The following is an 18,044-nucleotide window of genomic DNA, read 5'->3' on the forward strand; positions in this document are numbered from 1 at the left end:
GCCGTCACCGTTCCGTCGCCAGCAGCCGTTCCAGTTCCGCCATTTCCGTCACCGGCGGATGGCAGTGTCTGCGGCTGCAGAACCAGGCGGTGGCGCGGTCGTGCAGCGGGGTCCGTTGTTGCAGCAGCGGCAGGTCGAGCTCTGCCAGTTCCGGCGTCGCCGGGAGCAGCAGGAGGTCGGGCGGTCCGAGGCGGCGGGCCGTCTCCAGCCAGATTGCCGTCTGTTGCCGGTCGGGCGCGGCGATCACCAGGGTCGGTTCCGAATCGAGATGGCTGTCGAGGGCGGCAAGCAGCCAGCTGTAGGCCCGTGGATAGCGTTCGGCTTCGGCCAGATGGCGTTCGAGCAGGTTGCGGCCGGCCATCTCGAGCTTCCCGTCGCCGAGCAGACGTCCCAGCTGCAGCAGCACGCCGATCGCCAGCGAAAGCCCCGACGGCATGGCGCCGTCCTGCAGGTTGCGGTTGCGGACGAGAATTCTCTCGGCATCCCGGCCGCTGTCGCTGAGTCCTCCCTCGCCGTCATCGAACAGCTCCAGCATCTGGTGGGCCAGTTGCCGGGCCTGCTGCAGCCGGAGCGGCTCGAGGCTGGCCAGGAAGAGTTCCGCCAGGCCGAAAGCGAGACCGGCGTAGTCCTCGAGAAAGGCGCCGATGGCGGCTTCTGCCCGGAAGAATCGACGCAGCAGCCGGCCGTCGTCCCGCCGCAGGCGCGACAGAACGAAGTCGGCCGCTTTTTCGGCGGCCGCGACCAGTTCCGGGCGGTCGAAGGCGGCTCCGGCCCGGGCCAGGGCGGCGATGGCCAGGCCGTTCCAGCCGGTCAGGATATTCTCGTCGCGATGCGGCCTCGGCCGCCGGTTTCGCCTCGCCAGCAGCGTCTGCCGAATCCGGGCGATCCGGGCGGTCAGTGCCGCTTCGGTTTCGCCCAGATCTTCCGCCAGTTGCTCCCGCTCCATCCGGTTGGTGAGGATGGTCCGCCCCTCGAAGTTTCCCCTGGCGTCGATGCCGAAGAAGCGGCAGGCCAGCTCGACGTCTTCTTCGGAGAGCAGTTTTTCGATTTCATCCCTGCTCCACAGGTAGAAAGAGCCTTCACCGCCATCGGAGTCGGCGTCCTCGCCGGCGCAGAAACCACCTTCGGGATGTTGCAGGCCGGTGCGAAGGTAGGCGGCGGTTTCAAGCGCCATTGTCGCGAAGTGCGGGTTTTCTTCGGTCCGGGCGGCGGTGGCGGCCAGGATGAACAGGGCCTGGTCGTAGAGCATCTTCTCGAAATGCGGTACCAGCCACTGCCGGTCGACGGCGTAGCGGTGCAGGCCGAAGCCGAGCTGGTCGTAGATGCCGCCGGCGCGGATGGCACGCAGCGTCTGCCGGGCCATGTCGGCGGCATCGGCGGCGTCGAAACGGCGGGCCAGGCGCAGTAGCAGCATCAGGTTGTGCGGCGCGGGGAATTTGGGGGCACCGCCGAATCCGCCGTGTTGCGGATCGTAGCTGTCGCGGTAGTGTTGCAGGGCTCTGTACAGCAGCTTCTCGTCCGGCGGCCGGGAGCGGGGACGCCCGGCTTCGGCCCGTTTCAGGGCGGTGACGATCCGGTTGGCGCCGAGCAGCAGTTGTTCCCTGTCGTCGGCCCACATCTGCCGGACCTTCGTCAGCACCTCGATCAGTCCCGGCTGGCCGTTTCGCGTCTGGGGCGGCAGGTAGGTGGCGGCGAAGAAAGGCTCGCGCCCGGGGGTGAGCAGCAGGGTGAGCGGCCAGCCGCCGCTGCCCGTCAGCAGCTGGCAGACTGTCATGTAGGTGGCATCGATATCCGGGCGCTCTTCCCGGTCGACCTTGACGGCGACGAAATCGCGGTTCAGCAGTTCGGCCACGTCCCGGTTCTCGAACGATTCGTGCGCCATGACATGGCACCAGTGGCAGGTCGAGTAGCCGATGGAGAGCAGCACCGGACAGTCGCGTTCGCGCGCCAGGTCGAAGGCGGCGTCCGACCAGGGGTGCCAGTCGACGGGATTGGCGGCGTGCTGCAGCAGGTAGGGACTCTTGGCGAAGACGAGCCGGTTGTAGTGCGGACCGCCGTTGGCCGGCAGGGCGGCGATCTCGGCCGGCGTCAGTTTGAGAGGATCGGTCGTTGGAACGGTGTCGATGGGCATGCCGTCATTATAACCTGAATCAACAAGTTCATGCCGGATGGAGAGCGCTAGGTGCTTGCCTGAAAGCGTTTTTCAGAAATCGCAAGGCGCACTCACAGGTTTGCCGGTGATTTTTGGGAAGCGCAGGCAGGTCAATTGAGGTGTGTTATCCGCTGCTGATGAGCTCACTGATCCAAGTGTAACAGATCGGCGGGCAAAAAAGGGCCCCGTGAAGGAGAGGGATCACGGGGCCAATGCTCTTCAGCGCAGGGCTGAAGATCCGATTGCGTGTAACCTTAGCGAAAAGCCGTCGCAGGCGCAACAGCTTTTCGGGGTGTCTAAAAAAGACCCCGTGCACGGAGGGGGGGTGTACACGGGGTCAGCCCGAGCTCCAGGAGCTCAAGGCGACTCGAATACTAGAGGGATTCGAGTCGGTTTTCAAGAAAAAAATGGAAAAAAACGATTCATGAAAAAGGTCGAGGTCTTGTTCGTTCGGTGAGCATGTGTGGGGGGAAACGGCTACGGCAGGAAAAAAGAAGGCCCGGGCGATGCACCCGGGCCTTCTTTGCTTGTGCGTGCTTGCGAAACCTGCTTACTTCTTGTGGCAGGTCTTGCAGGAAGTGCTCACGCCTTCCTTTTTGTGGCAGCCCTTGCACGTCTTGTGGGCGGCGTTCTTGAACTTGGGAGCCTTGCTGCCGTCGTGGCAGGAGCGGCAGGAGCCGGCTTCGACACCGTTGTGGTGGCAGGTCTTGCAGTCAGCGATGCGATCCTGGTGAGCCTTGTGGGGGAAGGTCACGGTGCCCATCTTGGCCGGAAGCTCGATGACTTCGGGGCCGTTGTTGGCGGACACGACGACGGCGGAGCCGAGAGCGATGAAGCTGACGGCAACCAGAACAGCGATGAAACGTTTCATACCCATTCTCCTCTCATGCAATAATTTTGTTTCGGACGCTATTGTCCGTTGATTCGGCAACAAGGTATAGCAAAGTCTGAGACGACTCTCATCAGACATCGGGCCCAATGTCGATCGATGTCGATATGTAATTACGTGATTTCAGTATGTTGCGACGTGTCATGTCGGGTCGGGCATGGGCTTGATTCGGGGCGACATTTGCCCTTTTCTTCTTGGGAGTGCTCTGCTAGACTGTCGGCCATTGCGTTTGGGGGAGAGGTTTTTCATGGCAATGCAGCTGCCGCCGACGGTATCGATTGACGGCCGGACCATCAGGCGGGTCAGGGAGGAGAAGAGGCTGACCCAGCTCTATGTGGCCAAGGTGGTCGGCGTGACGACCGATACCATCAGTCGCTGGGAAAACAACCGCTATCCGAACATCAAGAGGGACAACGCGCTGGCGCTGGCCGAAGCCCTGGAGGTTCCGGTCGAGATGCTGCTGCGCAGGGATGAGGGAGATGACACTGAAGCCGGCGCTACCGGCGATGTTCGCCGCAGACGGATTGCCCTGACCGTTTTTCTGCTGGCGAGTCTGCTGTCGGCGGTCGGCCTCTTCTTTCTGATGGGCCGCCAGCCGGACAGGGTACGCATCCTGGCTTTCCGGTTGTTGCCCCGCTATGCGGCGCCGGGCAGTGTCATCCCGGTGCGGGTGGCCATCGACCGCAAGCTCGACGGGCGCGGTTACATCCTGCGCGAGCACTTTCCCCGGGGCTGGAAACTGATCGAGGCCAATCCGCCGGCTTCCAGTCTCGACAACATCAACGGCACGGCGCGCTGGATCGTCAAGCCGGGAGAGAAGAGGGAGCGCATCGTCTACCTGTTGCGGGTCGTGGCCGATTCTGCTGTCAATTCCACAGTGAAGTTTGGCGGCGAAGTGGTCATCAAGGGCGAAGCGGGCGAGGGCGAGGCCAGGGTCGGCGGCAAGGAAAAGGTCGAGGTCGCCCCCTTCCTCTGGCCCGACCAGGACGGCAACCTGGTCATCGACGATGCCGAAATTCTCGCAGCTTCGGATGTCTTCGACGAGATGAAAGGCGTTCATCTCGACTGGAATTTTCTCGAATCGGTCTGGGATGCCGGCAGCTACAGATGGCTGTCGAAAAAGAAGGTTTTCAGGCCGGTCAAGCGGGCCGAGACCTACCATCAGCATCCGGAGTGAGCCGCGTAGGCGGTTCGTTTGGCATTCTCAACCCGAAGTTTGCAACGCAAAGCTCCGGCGACAGGGCATTCGCCCTTTCGCCGGAGCTTTTTTGTCGCCGGATCAATGCGGCATGCGCAGGTGTTTCAGCAGGTGCATGACGCCGATGCCGGCGACGGCCAGTCCGGCGCCGCGCACCATCCAGCTGCGGGCTCTGGCGGTGAGCCAGCCGGCGGCGCTGCCGAAGATCAGCAGTGCCGGGGTGGTGCCGATGCCAAAGGCGAGCATGATGCCGGCGCCGGCAATGCCGGTGCCGCTCTGCCCGGCGGTGATCAGCATGGCGTAGACGAAGCCGCAGGGCAGCCATCCCATGAGCAGGCCGAGGGGCAGGGCGGAGAAGGCTGGCGGCCAGCGGCGCAGGCCGTTCAGGGCCCGGGCCATGGCCGCCGTCGGTCCGGGAAAGTCGAGCCGGTTGAGGTTGAGCCTGGCAAAGGCTCCCGCCGTCCCCAGCCCCAGAACGATGACCAGCAGATCCGAGCCGATGAGCAGGGCCCGGGTCAGTTGTCCCAGGGAATCTTTCAGCGGCAGAAGCGAGCCGAGCCATCCGACCAGCCCCCCGATCAGCATGTAGGTCAGCACCCGGCCGGCATGGTAGAGGATGTGGAAGGCGAGGCCACCCCTTTGTCCCTGTTCGGTCATCGTCAGGGCGGCGACCAGGCCGCCGCACATGCCGATGCAGTGTCCGGAACCGAGCAGGCCGGTGAGGAAGGCCATCGAAAGGACCGGTTCATTCACCCGTCGTGTCCTCCTTTCTGTCGTCGTGGTGACCGGGGAGATCGTCCCCGTCGTCGAGCATGCGGTACTTGGGTCCTTCGGTATCGTCGAATTCTCCCTTGCGCACCGCCCAGAGGAAGACCAGCCAGACTCCGGTGCCGAGAAAGAGGGAGAGGATGATGAGAACGACGATCGAGTCAGGCATGGCTTCCCTCCGGCTTTGTGGCGGTTGATTCGTCCTTCCCTTCGCGCAGCAGGCGCAGCGAGTTGCCGATGACGCTGACCGAGCTGAAGGCCATGGCGGCGGCGGCAAAGATGGGCAGCAGCCGGCCGCTGGCCGCCAGCGGCAGGGCCAGCAGGTTGTAGCAGAAGGCCCAGGCCAGGTTCTGCCGGATGATTTTCAGGCTGTCACGGCCGTAGCGGAGGGCCAGCAGCAGGCGTCGCAGGTCGGGACGTGTCAGCACCAGGTCGGAATTTTCCAGCGCGATGTCGGTCCCGCCGGACATGGCGCAGCCGACGTCGGCGGTGGCCAGGGCGACGGCATCGTTGATGCCGTCGCCGACCATCATCACCCGCCGGCCCTTCTGTTTCTGCCGGTCCAGCCATTCGGCCTTCTGTGCCGGGGTCATCCCGGCCGCGACGCTGTCGATGCCGAGGGCCGCGGCGACATGGTGCGCCGTCTGTTCGCGGTCTCCAGTCAGTATGGCAGTGCGGATGCCCGCCCTGCGCAGGCCGGCGATGACGTCGGCGGCTTCCGGGCGGATGTCGTCTGCCAGGGTGATGGCCCCGAGGCAGCGGCCGTTGCGGCTGACAAAGACGACCGTTTCGCCGGCATCGGGGGACAGACCGGGAATGACGGTGTCCGGCGCCGCCAGTTCAGCCTTTCCGACCCGGATTTCGTCCCTGTCGCCCGTCAGGACCACGCCCAACCCCGGCAGGGTTTCCGCTCCCGCCTCCAGGGGCGGGTGAATGCCCCGACGGTTCGCTTCCGCGACGATCGCCCGGGCCAGCGGGTGGCCGGATCCCGACTCGCAGCGGGCGGCGGCCTCCAGCAGTTCGGTTTCGTCGCCACCGAGTGGGTAGAGGCCGGTGACGGCCGGCCGGCCGTGTGTCAGGGTGCCGGTCTTGTCGAAGGCGACCAGGTCGATCCGTCCCGTTTGTTCGAGGATGTCGCCGCCGCGAAAGAGAATTCCCCTGGCCGCCGCCTGGCCGCATGCGACCAGGATGGCCGTCGGTGTGGCCAGGCCGAGGGCGCAGGGGCAGGCGACGACCAGCACGGAGACCGCGTTGAGCAGGCCCGCCCGGTTGTCGCCGGCGATGAGGGCCCAGTAGCCGAAGGTGGTCGCGGCGACGAGAACGACCAGCGGCACGAACACGGCCGCCACCCTGTCCGCCATGGCCTGGATGGGCGCCCTCCGGCTCTGGGCGTCTTCGACCAGCGCCGCCACCCGGGCGATGAAGGATTCGCCGCTGGCGGCCGTGACCCGGACTTTCAGGGTATGGGTCAGGTTCATGGTGCCGGCGTCGATTCGGTCGCCCGGCCGTTTCGGAACCGGTTGCGATTCGCCGCTGACGGCCGAGGCATCGATCTCGCTTTCGCCCTCGGTGACCGCGCCGTCGGTCGGGAAGCGTTCGCCGGCGGCGACCAGGACCAGGTCGCCCGGCCGCAGGCTGTCGCTTGCCACCTCCCGGAAGCCGTTTTCGGTGATCAGCATCGCCCGTTCCGGGGCCAGGGAAAGCAGACGGTCGATGCCGGCGGCCGCCCGCTGCCGGGCGGATGTTTCGAGCAGCCGCCCGAGCAGGATCAGGGTGACGATCATGGCGGCGGTGTCGAAGTAGACTTCGCGCCCGGCCAGCATGGCGAACAGGCTGTAGCCGTAGGCGGCCAGCACGCCGAGGGCGATGAGCAGGTCCATGCCGGCCTGCCGGTTGCGCAGGCTGCGCCAGGCTCCGGCCAGAAACGGCCAGCCGCAGTAGAAGACGACGGGGGTGGTCACCGCGGCGGCGAGTCCCTGCATCAGCCGGCGGGCGGTCGGGTCCATCCCCTGGAAGTAGCCGGCGTAGAGTGCCAGCGAGTAGCCCATCAGCTGCATGGAGAGGAAGACGGCGGTGCCGAAGCGGTAGAGGGTGCGCCGCCGCTCCCTTGCGGCGCCCTGCCGCCGGGCGTCGCTGGTGTGGGGGCGGGGCAGGTAGCCGAGGCGGGCGATGGTGCGGCACAGGTCCGTCACCTCGCATTGTCGCGGATCGAAGACAATCCGCAGCCGGTGGGTGCCGTAGTTGACCCTGGCCTGGATCACACCGGGAGTTCGTTCCAGTACCTTTTCCACCAGCCAGCAGCAGCTGGCGCAGCGGATGCCGTCGAGCAGCAGGTGGATGCTTGCCCGATCCGGTCCGGCGGGATGGACGTGGGACGCCAGCTCCTCGCTGTCGAACCGGCGCTGGAAGACATCGCGATCGACGCCGGGCTGTCGCCAGTCGCGCCGGCGGTAGAAGCTGTCGAGGCCCGACTCCCGGATCAGGGTCCAGGCGCCGAGGCAGCCGTGGCAGCAGAAGCGGTGTTCGATCTCGTCCTGCCGGTGGACGACGAGATCGCCCGGCGCGATCGGCAGGCCGCAATGTTCGCAGATGAGTTCGGCCTCTACCATCAGATGTTCAGCAGCAGATCCCGCATCAGCCGGACGCCCTGGCGATCGAATTCGATCCGGGCGCGCAACTCGCCGGCAAGACCCGCCGGAAGGCGGACGCTGTAGATGCCTGGTCCGGATTCGCGCAGCGGCAGCTGTTGCGTCCTGGAGCGGGCGGAGAAGAGGGTGATTTCACCCGTGGCGTCCGGGACCGGTCGTCCCTGCCGGTCGCGGAGTTCGATCCGCAATTGTCCCCGTTCGAGGGACGTTGTCAGGTTCCAGCCGAGGCTGGCCGCGGCCCGCTTCTCGATCAGGGTCCGGTTGTATTTCAGGCCCTTGCTGTAGTAGTCGGGGTCGGTGACGGCGGGGTCGGCCTTGACCGCCATCCAGACCGACCAGCCGGTGAAGAAGAGAAAGACCAGGATGACGGCCGCCAGCAGGGGCGGGAAGCTGTTCCTTTTCGGTTCGTTCATGGCGCTGCCTGCCTCTTGGTTTCCGTTCAGCGGTCGGACGGTGGACGAAGGTCGAGCCGCTGGCGGGCGAGAACGGTGCCCTGTCCGTCTTTGAGAAGAAATTCAATCGTCTGTCTTTTCGCCGGCGAGGTCAACAGCACAAAACCGACCGGACGGTTTTCTCCCGGTTGCAGGCGGATGTTTCGCGTCTGTCCCCGCAATTCCGGTGATGTGACGGCCGCTGCGTCGCGCGCCTCGATGTTCAGGCTGTGTTCGCGGTCGTCCCGGTTGTGCAGCCAGCCTTCGAAAAAGATGGCTGTGCGGCCGTCTGCGAGCTGCCGGCTGGCGGCGGTGTGGCTCGGCACGAGCTTGAGGGTCGCCAGGGGGCGGTTGTGAATGGAAACGGCCAGCACGACGGCCAGGCCGAGCGTGGCCGCGACCAGGAGCAGGGTCCGGGGATTGAGCAGGGCCCGGGCTCCGAGGTTTTCGCTGCCGAAGGAATAGACCATCAGCCCCGGTTGCCGGCGGCGGGCCATCACCTGCCGGCAGGCGTCGAGGCAGCGGCCGCAGTTGATGCATTCGATCTGGTAGCCGTTCCGGATGTCGATTCCCATGGGGCAGGCCCGGACGCAGGCGCCGCAGTCGATGCAGCGTTTCGCCTCGCTCGCCGGCCGGTGAAGGACCAGGGTGGCGCGGTCGGCGAGCACGGTCTGAAACCGGCCATAGGGGCAGAATTCGCGGCAGACCAGCCGGCGCACGAAGCCGAGATCGACATAGACCAGTCCGGCGATGGCCAGCATGCCGCCCCAGGCCCCCGGATGCAGGGTGCCGTCGGCCAGCTGGCGAAAGAAACGTTCCGGTTCGACGAAATACCAGACCAGGTTGGCGCCAACAAGCAGCGACAGCAGCAGGAAACCGGCATGGGCGACGGCCTTTCTGGCCGGCGGACCCTGCAGGCGATTGTGCTCGATTTTCAGGCCGATCTTCCGCGCCCACCATTCCGCCAGGTCGGTCAGGGTGGTCTGCGGGCAGGCCCAGCCGCACCAGACCCGGCCGAAAACCAGGGTGGCCAGCAGAAAGAGGAGCAGAAAGAGCAGGCAGACGAAGAGAAAGAGATGCAGATCCTCGAGACGGAGAATCTGTCCGAAAAAGCAGAGCGAGAAGCTGTCGAGATCGAGACGCAGCAGGCTGCGTCCGTGCCAGCGCCCGAAGGGAATCAGCAGAACCAGCAGGCTGCAGAACCACTGGAAACTTCGGCGCCAGGGCGCCAGCAGGCGGGGGCGGTCAGTTTTCATCGGTTGGGTACGGCTGGAGGTTCATGGACTGTCAGGCCGGCCTTTTCCGCGGTTCGGGGGAGGGAGAGACCATCTCCCTCCCCCTCTGTCGACATCAATGCTGCAGTGAGAGGACGAAGGCGGTCAGGTCGGCAATCTTCTCCGGCGAGAGCTGGTTGCCGAAGGCGGGCATTCCCTTGGGGCGCCCGTTGGTGATCGACTGCCCGATGCTGGCTTCGTCGTTGCCGTAGCGGTAGGTCTTGCCGGTCAGGTCGGGGCCGATTCCGCCTTTGCCCTCCTGACCGTGGCACATGGCGCAGCGGGCGGCGAACAGCTTCTCCCCTTTTTCGGCATCGCCGGAGCGATCAGCCGATTCATCCTTCACGCCGGGGGCGGCGGCCGTCATTGGCGCCGGAGCCGGCGCCTGTTGGCCGGCCGTCTGCCGGTGCTGCTGCATCGCCTGCCGGAACTCCTCTTCACTGCTCCAGCCACTGAAGAGATAGTAGGCCATGAAGATGACGGCCCAGATGATCAGGCCGAAAAAGAGAATGTTGAAGTAGGCCGGCGGCCTGCGTTCGCGATTCTCGACAATTCCGTCGGCGTCGTGATGGTTGTTTCGTTCAGCAGTCATGATTTCAGTCCCCCGCAATCAGAAGGTTCGTCTCGATTCAGTCATCGTCCAGCATCCGGTATTTCGGTGCTTCTCCCCGCTGCCGGCGTTTGCGGCTGTAGGTTCTCGCCACGATCGCCGCAAAGACGACGAACAGGGTGAAGGTGGTCCCCAGATAGAGGATCGAGGCCCAGCCCATGGCTTCAGTCTTCCTCTTTCAGGTAGTTGACCAGCTGCCAGGTCTTTTCGCTGCCGAGCTTCGAGAAGGCGGGCATGCCGCCGTCGGGAATGCCGTTGTACAGAATCCGGAACAGCTCGGCATCGTCCAGGTCGCCCAGTCCGCTCAGCTCGGGGCCGATGTCCCCCTCGCGTTCCTTGCCGTGACAGGCGGCGCAGTGTTTCTCGTAGAGCTCCTCTCCGGCTTCGACGGCGGTGCGGTTTCCGGCAAAGGGATTCTTCAGCTCGCCGACGATTTCGCTGCCGGCGGCCTCGCGCCATGGGATGCCGGTGCCCAGTTTCTGCAGGTAGGCGACGATGGCGTCCATTTCGGTCTTGCCGGACAGTGCCGCGATCTGCTCTTCGGTATAGGGAAAGCCGAGTACCTCCATCTTGCGGCGGGTCAGCTCGGGATCGACCCGTTCCCGGTCGAGAAAGGCGTAGGCCGGCATGTTGGTCTGCGGCACCATCGATTTCGGATCGCGCATGTGCTTGTAGTGCCATGCGTCGGGGTACTTGCCGCCGATCCGCGCCAGATCGGGGCCCATGCGGCGTGACCCCCAGAGATGCGGACGGTCGTAGACAAATTCGCCCGACTTTGAATAGTCGCCGTAGCGCAGCACCTCCGCCACCAGCGGCCGTACCGTCTGCGAATGGCAGTTGTTGCAGCCTTCACGGATATAGACGTCCCGGCCGGCCAGCTCCAGCGGCGTGTAGGGGGTGACGCTGGCGATCCGGTCGGCCTTGGTGTTGACCCAGGCGAAGGGAAGCACCATGGTGATGATGGTTCCGACCAGGATGGTGACCGTGGCCAGTACGAGCAGCAGAACAGGTTTCTTTTCCCACATGAAAGTCACCCTCCTTCTCAGTTGGTCTGCAGGGCCGGATTGTCGACCGGCTCACCCTTTCGGGCGGTCATGTAGAGGTTGTAGAAGAAGACCAGTACCCCGGCCAGGTAGATGACGCCGCAGAAGGCGCGTACCCAGTAGTAGGGATACATCTCGACCAGGGTTTCGATGAAGGTATAGGTGAGGCTGCCGTCCGGATTCATGGCGTGCCACATCCCGGCCTGTTGCACTCCGGCGATCCACATGCTTACCGAGTAGCCGAGCTGGCCGACGAGAACCAGCCAGAAATGGAGGTTGGCCAGGCCTATGCTGTAGACCTTGCGCCCGAACATGTAGGGTGTCAGGTAGTAGATGGCGGCGAACAGGACCAGCGACACCCAGCCCATGGTCCCCATGTGCACGTGGCCGGGCACCCAGTCGGTGTAATGGATGAAGGCTGAAAAAGACCTGATCGACTGCAGTGGCCCCTGCAGGGTCTGCAGGCCGTAGAAGGTAATGCCCAGGATCAGGAACTTGACCAGGTAATTCTGTTTCATCTGGTGCCATTCGCCCTGCATCGACAGATAGCCGTTGAAGACGCTGCCCCAGGACGGCGCGATCAGCATTACCGAGAAGGCCATGGCCAGGGTCTGCACCCAGTCGGGAACCGGAGTCCAGAGCAGGTGGTGGGCGCCGGTCCACAGGTACATGAAGATCAGGCTCCAGAAGGCGATGATCGACATGCGGTGGCTGTAGATGGGGACGCCGGTCGATTTGGGCAGGAAATAGTAGAAGATCGCCAGGGGAGGCGTCGTCAGGACCATGGCGACGGCGTTGTGGCCGAACCACCACTGGACGTTGGCGTCGTTGGTGCCGGCGTAGGCCGAATAGGACTTGAAGAGGGAAACCGGCACCTCCGCCCCGTTGACCAGGTAGAGAACGGCGACGCCGACAATCGTCGCCAGGATATACCAGAGGGAAATGTACATCTGTTCTTCGCGTCGCTTGACGATGGTCATGATGATGTTGACGGCGAAGATGACCCAGAGGATGACGACCATGATGTCGAGAGGCCATTCCAGCTCGTGATATTCCTTCGAGGTGTTGTAGCCGAGCAGCAGGGTCACGGCTGCCGCGATGATGGTGGCGTTGAAGAACCACAGCTGGAAACGTGCCAGCTTCGGACTCCACAACGGGGTTTTGCACAGGCGCTGAACGATGAAGTAGAAAAGGGCGAAGAAGCTGCCGATGCCCCAGCCGAAGATGCCGGCGTTGGTGTGCAGGGGGCGCAGGCGGCCATAGGTCAGAAAGGGGGGCAGGTTCAGTGCCGGATCACAGAGCTGAAAGGCGATCAGGACGCCGACCAGCACGGTGACCAGCCCCCAGACCATGCTCCAGACGACGAAGCTGCGCACGATTCCGTAATCGTAGGCCGGTTTTTCCATGGTTCCTCCCGTGACTAGGTGGTGAAGGTAACGTAGTGAAGTTTAAGGGGAAAGATGGGTTAGTCAAGCGACCCTAATTTATAACCAAAACGGTCATTAATATAGAGGGCTCCTGCCAGGTTGTCAATACCCGATATTACACCCGAATCCACTACCCCCCCTTTCGCGATTCGGCTGCCGTGACAGGCCCATCTGCTGCGTTGCTGGCGACGCTTCGGTGTTTGATGTGGCTCGTGCCACCCCTGCACTCGAACCGGCCGTTTAGACCCGTTTCGACATCCTTGTCCGAAAAACAGTGGTTGATTTGGGTGGCACCCCGTGCCGGGAGGGCAGAGGGGGCGCTTGACAGTTCTTCCGGGCAATCCTATGCTCACCCGGGGTGCGGATGAAGCTGACCATCGGGCGAAAACTTTTTCTCTATACCAGTTCCATCCTCGTGGTGGTGCTGCTCGCCGCCTTTGTGGTGCTCGAGCGCAACCAGTCGCGGCAGTGGGAGCGTTCGCTCATCGACCGCAGCCGTTCCTTTGCCCGTTTCGCCACCCCGGAAGTGATGAAGCGCATCCGCGGCCGCTTTTCGGATGGCGCGTCGGCGGACAGCCGGGTGCGCCAGTTTCTCTCCTTCAACCCCGACCTGGTGCAGATTGCCTTCTACAGTTCCGGCGGACGGCTCCTCTATCGTTCCGGCCCGCTGAACGGCCATGACCGCGTGGCGTTGCCGGACGCTGTGCTCGACATCGCCGCCTTGCCGCAACTGGCCGGCGACGACATTCTGGTTCGCAAGCGGCCCCTGGCTGGCGGCGGCCATCTGCTCGACCTTGTCGTTCCGGTCACCGGTCCGACCGGTTCGCGCATTCTCTATGCCCGTTACCTGGTCAGTTTCGACCGGGTGGACGAGCGCATCCGCGAGATCCGCATCCGATTCGCCCTCATCGCCCTGGTTGCGTTGACCGTTTCCCTGCTGCTGGCCGGCATTGTCGCCCGCCGTTTCACCCGCCCGCTGAAGGAGCTGACAGAGGGTGTGTGCGCGATCGGCGAGGGGAAGCTGAAAACCCAGATTCCGATGGAGCGGCAGGACGAGATCGGCGAGCTGGCCAAGGCCTTCAACGAAATGGCCGCCAGTCTCGACGCCAGCAACGAGGCCCTGACCGAGAGCAACCGCCGGCTGCGGCAGGCCAACGAGGAGCTGCAGCGGATGCAGGAGCAGCTGGTGCGCTCGGAGCGGCTGGCGGCCATCGGCCAGCTCGCCGCCGGCGTCTCACACGAAATCGACAACCCGGTCGGCATCATTCTCGGTTACGCCGAGCTGCTGCTCGAGGATCTCGAGGAGGGCGACAGCCGGCGCGAGGACGTGCTGGCCATCATCGAGGAGTGCCGTCGCTGCCGGCGGATCACCGGCAGCCTGCTCGGGCTTGCCCGCTCGGTGCCGCAGGAAGTGGTCGCCGTCGACATGGTGCGCCTGGTCGACGATGTGTTCGACAGCCTGCGGCCGCAGAAGCTTTTCCGCCAGATCGAACTGCGCCTGTGCGCTGAAGGTGACCGTCACTTCGTCCAGGGGGACGCCGACCGCCTCCGGCAGGTGCTGGTCAATCTCATGCTCAACGCCGCGCAGGCGATGGAGGGCGCAGGAACGATCCGGATCGACATCAGGCGCGCCGGCGACACGCTCGAGATTCTGGTCGCCGACACCGGCCCGGGCATCCCCGACGAGCAGAGGGAGCAGGTGTTTCAGCCCTTCTTTTCCACCAAGAGCCGGGAGGAGGGGACCGGCCTCGGCCTGTCCCTCTGTCGCAAGCTGGTCGAGGATCACGGTGGCCGGCTCGACCTGGTTTCATCCGCTGCCGGTGCCTGTTTCCGCATCTGCCTGCCCGTTGCCGGCGGGGAAAAAAGCTTTGACAAGCCGACAGGCGATTCTTTACCATAGGGCAACTTTTCCACCGGTGGATTTTGATGCAGAAGGTATTGGAATTACTGAAAAACGATCTTGCGGCGGTCGAAAACCAGTTCCGCGAGGATCTGGCCTCGGACGTGGTTCTCATCCGCAAGGTCGGGGAGTACGTTCTCGGCAGCGGCGGCAAGAGGGTGCGGCCGATGCTGCTGCTGCTTTCGGCCCGGCTGGCCGGCTACCAGGGGGAGAAGCACATCGGACTGGCCAGCGTGGTCGAATTCATCCACACCGCCACCCTGCTGCACGACGATGTGGTCGACGGCGCCTCCCTGCGGCGCGGCAACGCCTCGGCCAATTCCGTCTGGGGCAACGAGGCGTCGGTGCTGGTCGGCGATTTCCTTTTCGCCAAGTCCTTTTCGATCATGGTGCGCGACGGCAACCTGGCCATCCTCAAGGTGCTTTCCGACGCCACCACCATGATGGCCGAGGGCGAGGTGCAGCAGCTGATTTCGACCTGCGACCTCGATCTCGACGAAGAGCAGTACATCAGCGTGGTCCGCAACAAGACGGCGGTGCTGATGGCCGCTGCCTGCCAGTGCGGCGCCATCCTTGCCGGAATCGACTCCGACAGGGAGCTCGCCCTGCGCGAGGTCGGCATGGAACTGGGAATCGCCTTCCAGTTCATGGACGACGCCCTCGACTATGTCGCCGACCAGAAGGAGTTCGGCAAGCGGCGCGGACAGGATCTCGCCGAAGGAAAGATGACCCTGCCGCTGATTCACGCCCTGCGGCAGGCCACCGCCGAAGAGCGGTTGCGCGTCGAGCAGATCGTCGAACTCGACGAACTCGACGATGCCCACATCGACGAGGTGGTGGCCCTCATCGATCGTTACGACGGCATCGGCTACACCCGCCGGCGGGCCGCCGAGCTGGTCGCCTCGGCCAAGCGCCGGCTCGAGATTTTTCCGCCCTCGCGCGAGCGCGAGGCGCTGTGCATCCTGGCCGACTATGTGGTCGGCCGCACGATGTGAGCAGGCGTCATCGAATGTTCCGCAAAAAAGCCCGATCCGGTACCGGATCGGGCTTTTTGGGTCCTGTCATGCTTTTATGAAGCAAAACCCGCCTGTTGTCGCCCGCGGCTTTTCGCTATAATCCTTTTCCATGTTTCGTCTCACCCTGCATCGCAAGGTTCTGTTCGCCTTCTGGGCCCTGTCGCTGGTTCCGCTGGTCATTCTTGCTCTCAATTCCAGCCACAGCCTGCGGCTGGTCGAGCAACTGCTGCTCGAGGGAGCGACACGGGCGCTCAACGAGCAGGCGGCCGAAGCCCTCGAGGTGCGGGCTGAGCTGGTCGCCCGCGAGGTGTCCGACTTTCTCCGTTCGGCGGAAGAAGACCTGCGCGCCTTGAGCCTGCTGCCGCCCGATCCCGCCATGTACAGGGATTTTGCCCGCAGCCACAAGCGGCAGATCTGGTACCGGCGGCTCGATGTCGATCCGCCGCGCGACGTGCTCGAGGACATTCCGCTCTACAGCGAAATCGCCTTCATCGGACCGGACGGCCGGGAGCGCATCCGCGTTGTCGACGGCGAGTTGTCGACGCGGCTGAGGGACGTGTCGCGGCCGGAGAACACCACCTACAGGAGCGAAACCTACTTTCTGCGGGCCCGGGAGCTGCCCGCCGGAAAGATCTATGTCTCCCACGTCACCGGCTGGCACATCAACCGGGAAGAACAGCTCGCCGGTGCCGATTCGCCGGAGAAGGCCGTCGGCGGCCGGCAGTACCGGGGCGTCGTCCGCTACGCCGCACCGCTGCGGCGGCCGGATGGCAGCCTGCGGGGGGTGATCGTGCTCAGCCTCGATCACCGCCACCTGATGGAGTTCACCCAGCACGTCACTCCGACTCGCGAACGCTACGTGGTCTATCCCTCCTACAGGAGCGGCAATTACGCCTTCATGTTCGATGACGAAGGCTGGATCATCACCCACCCCAAGCAGTGGGACATCCGCGGCCTCGACCGGCAGGGAAGGCTGGTGCCGCCCTACACCGAGAAGACCTCGCCGGAGCTGGTGGAGAAGGGGGTGATCCCCTTCAACCTCTTTTACGCTGCCTTCGTCCACAAGAACTACCCGGTGGCCGCCCGCGAGGTTCTGGCCGGCCGCTCCGGCGTGGTCGACGTAACCAATGTCGGCGGTTCGCAGAAGATCATGGCCTACGCCCCCATCTTCTACGACGGCGGCGACTATGCCGAAAAGGGTATTTTCGGTGGCATCACCATCGGTGCCGAGGTCAAGAACTTTCACCGTCCGGCCCTCGAGGCGTCGCAGCTGATCCGGCGGCAGTTCCGTTCTTTCATGACCCAGAGCTGGTTCCTCATCACCCTGACCGGCCTGGCGGTCTTCGTCGCCGCCTACCAGCTGTCGCGGGGGATAGCCCTGCCGCTGCAGGAGCTGATCCGGGGGACGCGGGAGATGGCGCGGGGCAACCTGTCGACCAGCATCAACGTGACCTCGGACGATGAGATCGGCCAGCTGACCCGCTCCTTCAACACCATGGCCGCCGAGCTGCGCCTGCGCCGGGAACGGCTGCTGAAGACCCTCGAGGATCTGCGTCGCTCGCGCAAGGAGATCCTGCGCGAGCGCAACTTCAAGGAGACGGTGTTCGAGAATATCGAAACCGGCATCCTGACTCTCACGCCCGAAGGGATGGTCTCCTCGATCAACGGCCCGGCCCAGCGGATTCTTGGCCTTTCCGCCCGGCCGCAGCCGGTGCCATGGAGCGATCTGCTGCACAACTGGCCGGAGCTGGAGAGCGTGCTAGAGCGGGGGCTGAAAAAGGATCCGGTCGAACGCTGGAGCGAGTATGTCACCATCGAGCGCGATGGCGAAGTGCTAACCTTCCGTCTGGCCCTGCTGCCGCTCGGCCATCACCGGCACTCGGGGCATATCCTGACCATCGAGGATCTGACCGAGCGGGTGCAGATGCGGCAGCGCATGGAGCGCATGGAGCGGCTGGCCTCCCTCGGCCGCCTGTCTGCTGGAATCGCCCATGAGGTACGCAATCCCCTGACCGGCATCAGCCTGCTGCTCGACGAGCTGCACGACCGGCTGCTGGGGCAGGAAGGGGACCAGCAGCTGATCCGCCGGGCCCTGCAGGAGATCGAGCGGCTGGAGAACCTGGTCGGCGAACTGCTCAACTTCTCTTCCGTGCACCAGAGCGAAATGATGGCGGGGGATGTCGGCAAGGTGGTCGAGGACCTGCTCTTTCTGCTCAAGAAGCAGTTCGAAAAGCAGAATATCGCCCTTCGTTTCGATCGCGAACAGAGTCTGCCACCGGTGGCTTTCGATACCAACAAGCTGAAGCAGGCCCTGCTCAATCTGCTGACCAACGCCATGGATTCGATGCCCGACGGGGGAGAGCTGGCGGTGGCGGCCGCCGTCTGCGACGGAGGTGTGCTGATCACCATCCGCGATGCGGGCGAGGGGATGACCGCCGAGCAGATGCGGCTGATATTCGAGCCCTTCTACACCAGCAAGAGTGGCGGCACCGGGCTGGGACTGGCCATCACCCACAACATCATTTCCGAGCACGGCGGGCGGATCGACGTACAGAGCCGCCCCGGGCAGGGGAGTCTGTTCAGCGTCTGGCTGCCGGCAGCTGGCTGACTTTGGCCACTCCGGGTTGGTTTTTGCAGTATTTTCTGTTGAGCAGTGGCGAAAAACCACCGCTTTTCTGTTGCCAGTCG

General features: G+C 64.3%; 15 protein-coding genes. 4 read left to right on the forward strand and 11 right to left on the reverse strand.

Annotated features, from left to right (window positions below):
• Nucleotides 1-4: 4 nt before the first annotated feature.
• Together EDC39_RS07205 and EDC39_RS07210 are read right to left on the reverse strand one after the other, a co-directional pair.
• Nucleotides 5-2,131: a thioredoxin domain-containing protein gene (locus EDC39_RS07205; RefSeq protein ID WP_148895703.1), complete on the reverse strand. Its 2,127-nt coding sequence runs from the start codon at nt 2,129-2,131 to the stop codon at nt 5-7.
• A gap of 571 nt (nt 2,132-2,702) precedes the next feature.
• Nucleotides 2,703-3,023: a cytochrome c3 family protein gene (locus EDC39_RS07210; RefSeq protein WP_148895704.1), complete on the reverse strand. Its 321-nt coding sequence runs from the start codon at nt 3,021-3,023 to the stop codon at nt 2,703-2,705.
• Nucleotides 3,024-3,288: 265 nt separating this feature from the next.
• Between EDC39_RS07210 and EDC39_RS07215 the strand changes: the two genes are divergently transcribed.
• Nucleotides 3,289-4,218 carry a helix-turn-helix transcriptional regulator gene (locus EDC39_RS07215; protein ID WP_187426692.1) on the forward strand — a complete coding sequence of 310 codons (930 nt, stop codon included), beginning with the start codon at nt 3,289-3,291 and terminating at the stop codon, nt 4,216-4,218.
• A gap of 102 nt (nt 4,219-4,320) precedes the next feature.
• On the opposite strand, the gene EDC39_RS07220 is transcribed toward EDC39_RS07215, so the two are convergent.
• The 9 genes from EDC39_RS07220 to EDC39_RS07260 all read right to left on the reverse strand — a co-directional run bounded on the left by EDC39_RS07220 (nt 4,321) and on the right by EDC39_RS07260 (nt 12,419).
• Nucleotides 4,321-4,992 carry a sulfite exporter TauE/SafE family protein gene (locus tag EDC39_RS07220; protein WP_148895706.1) on the reverse strand — a complete coding sequence of 224 codons (672 nt, stop codon included), beginning with the start codon at nt 4,990-4,992 and terminating at the stop codon, nt 4,321-4,323.
• Nucleotides 4,985-5,176, reverse strand: a complete 192-nt coding sequence (ccoS, locus tag EDC39_RS07225) for a cbb3-type cytochrome oxidase assembly protein CcoS (RefSeq protein ID WP_148895707.1) — start codon at nt 5,174-5,176, stop codon at nt 4,985-4,987. The genes EDC39_RS07220 and ccoS overlap by 8 nt, the downstream gene beginning before the upstream one ends.
• Entirely contained in the window at nt 5,169-7,616 is a 2,448-nt protein-coding gene (locus EDC39_RS07230) for a heavy metal translocating P-type ATPase (protein WP_148895708.1), read from the reverse strand. Before EDC39_RS07230 ends, ccoS begins: the two co-directional genes overlap by 8 nt.
• Nucleotides 7,616-8,068 carry a FixH family protein gene (locus tag EDC39_RS07235; RefSeq protein WP_148895709.1) on the reverse strand — a complete coding sequence of 151 codons (453 nt, stop codon included), beginning with the start codon at nt 8,066-8,068 and terminating at the stop codon, nt 7,616-7,618. Before EDC39_RS07235 ends, EDC39_RS07230 begins: the two co-directional genes overlap by 1 nt.
• A gap of 26 nt (nt 8,069-8,094) precedes the next feature.
• Nucleotides 8,095-9,342, reverse strand: coding sequence for a 4Fe-4S dicluster domain-containing protein (locus EDC39_RS07240; RefSeq protein ID WP_148895710.1), 1,248 nt, complete (start codon nt 9,340-9,342; stop codon nt 8,095-8,097).
• 94 nt (nt 9,343-9,436) lie between these two features.
• A complete protein-coding gene (locus EDC39_RS07245; protein WP_148895711.1) occupies nt 9,437-9,952 on the reverse strand; it encodes a c-type cytochrome in 516 nt (171 codons plus the stop codon).
• A 37-nt stretch (nt 9,953-9,989) separates the two neighbouring features.
• Complete coding sequence (locus EDC39_RS07250; RefSeq protein ID WP_148895712.1) at nt 9,990-10,130, reverse strand: CcoQ/FixQ family Cbb3-type cytochrome c oxidase assembly chaperone; 141 nt, start codon at nt 10,128-10,130, stop codon at nt 9,990-9,992.
• A gap of 4 nt (nt 10,131-10,134) precedes the next feature.
• Entirely contained in the window at nt 10,135-10,995 is an 861-nt protein-coding gene (gene ccoO / locus EDC39_RS07255; protein ID WP_148895713.1) for a cytochrome-c oxidase, cbb3-type subunit II, read from the reverse strand.
• A 17-nt stretch (nt 10,996-11,012) separates the two neighbouring features.
• Nucleotides 11,013-12,419: a cbb3-type cytochrome c oxidase subunit I gene (locus tag EDC39_RS07260; protein ID WP_148895714.1), complete on the reverse strand. Its 1,407-nt coding sequence runs from the start codon at nt 12,417-12,419 to the stop codon at nt 11,013-11,015.
• A 385-nt stretch (nt 12,420-12,804) separates the two neighbouring features.
• Between EDC39_RS07260 and EDC39_RS07265 the strand changes: the two genes are divergently transcribed.
• The 3 genes from EDC39_RS07265 to EDC39_RS07275 all read left to right on the forward strand — a co-directional run bounded on the left by EDC39_RS07265 (nt 12,805) and on the right by EDC39_RS07275 (nt 17,964).
• Entirely contained in the window at nt 12,805-14,340 is a 1,536-nt protein-coding gene (locus EDC39_RS07265) for a sensor histidine kinase (protein ID WP_148895715.1), read from the forward strand.
• A 26-nt stretch (nt 14,341-14,366) separates the two neighbouring features.
• On the forward strand, nt 14,367-15,335 hold the full coding sequence (locus EDC39_RS07270; RefSeq protein ID WP_148895716.1) for a polyprenyl synthetase family protein: 969 nt from the start codon (nt 14,367-14,369) through the stop codon (nt 15,333-15,335).
• A gap of 130 nt (nt 15,336-15,465) precedes the next feature.
• Nucleotides 15,466-17,964 (forward strand): PAS domain-containing sensor histidine kinase, encoded by a 2,499-nt coding sequence (locus EDC39_RS07275; protein ID WP_148895717.1) that lies wholly within the window; start codon nt 15,466-15,468, stop codon nt 17,962-17,964.
• Nucleotides 17,965-18,044: the final 80 nt, after the last annotated feature.

This window comes from Geothermobacter ehrlichii (assembly GCF_008124615.1).
In the GTDB taxonomy this organism is placed as follows: Bacteria; Desulfobacterota; Desulfuromonadia; order Desulfuromonadales; family Geothermobacteraceae; genus Geothermobacter; species Geothermobacter ehrlichii.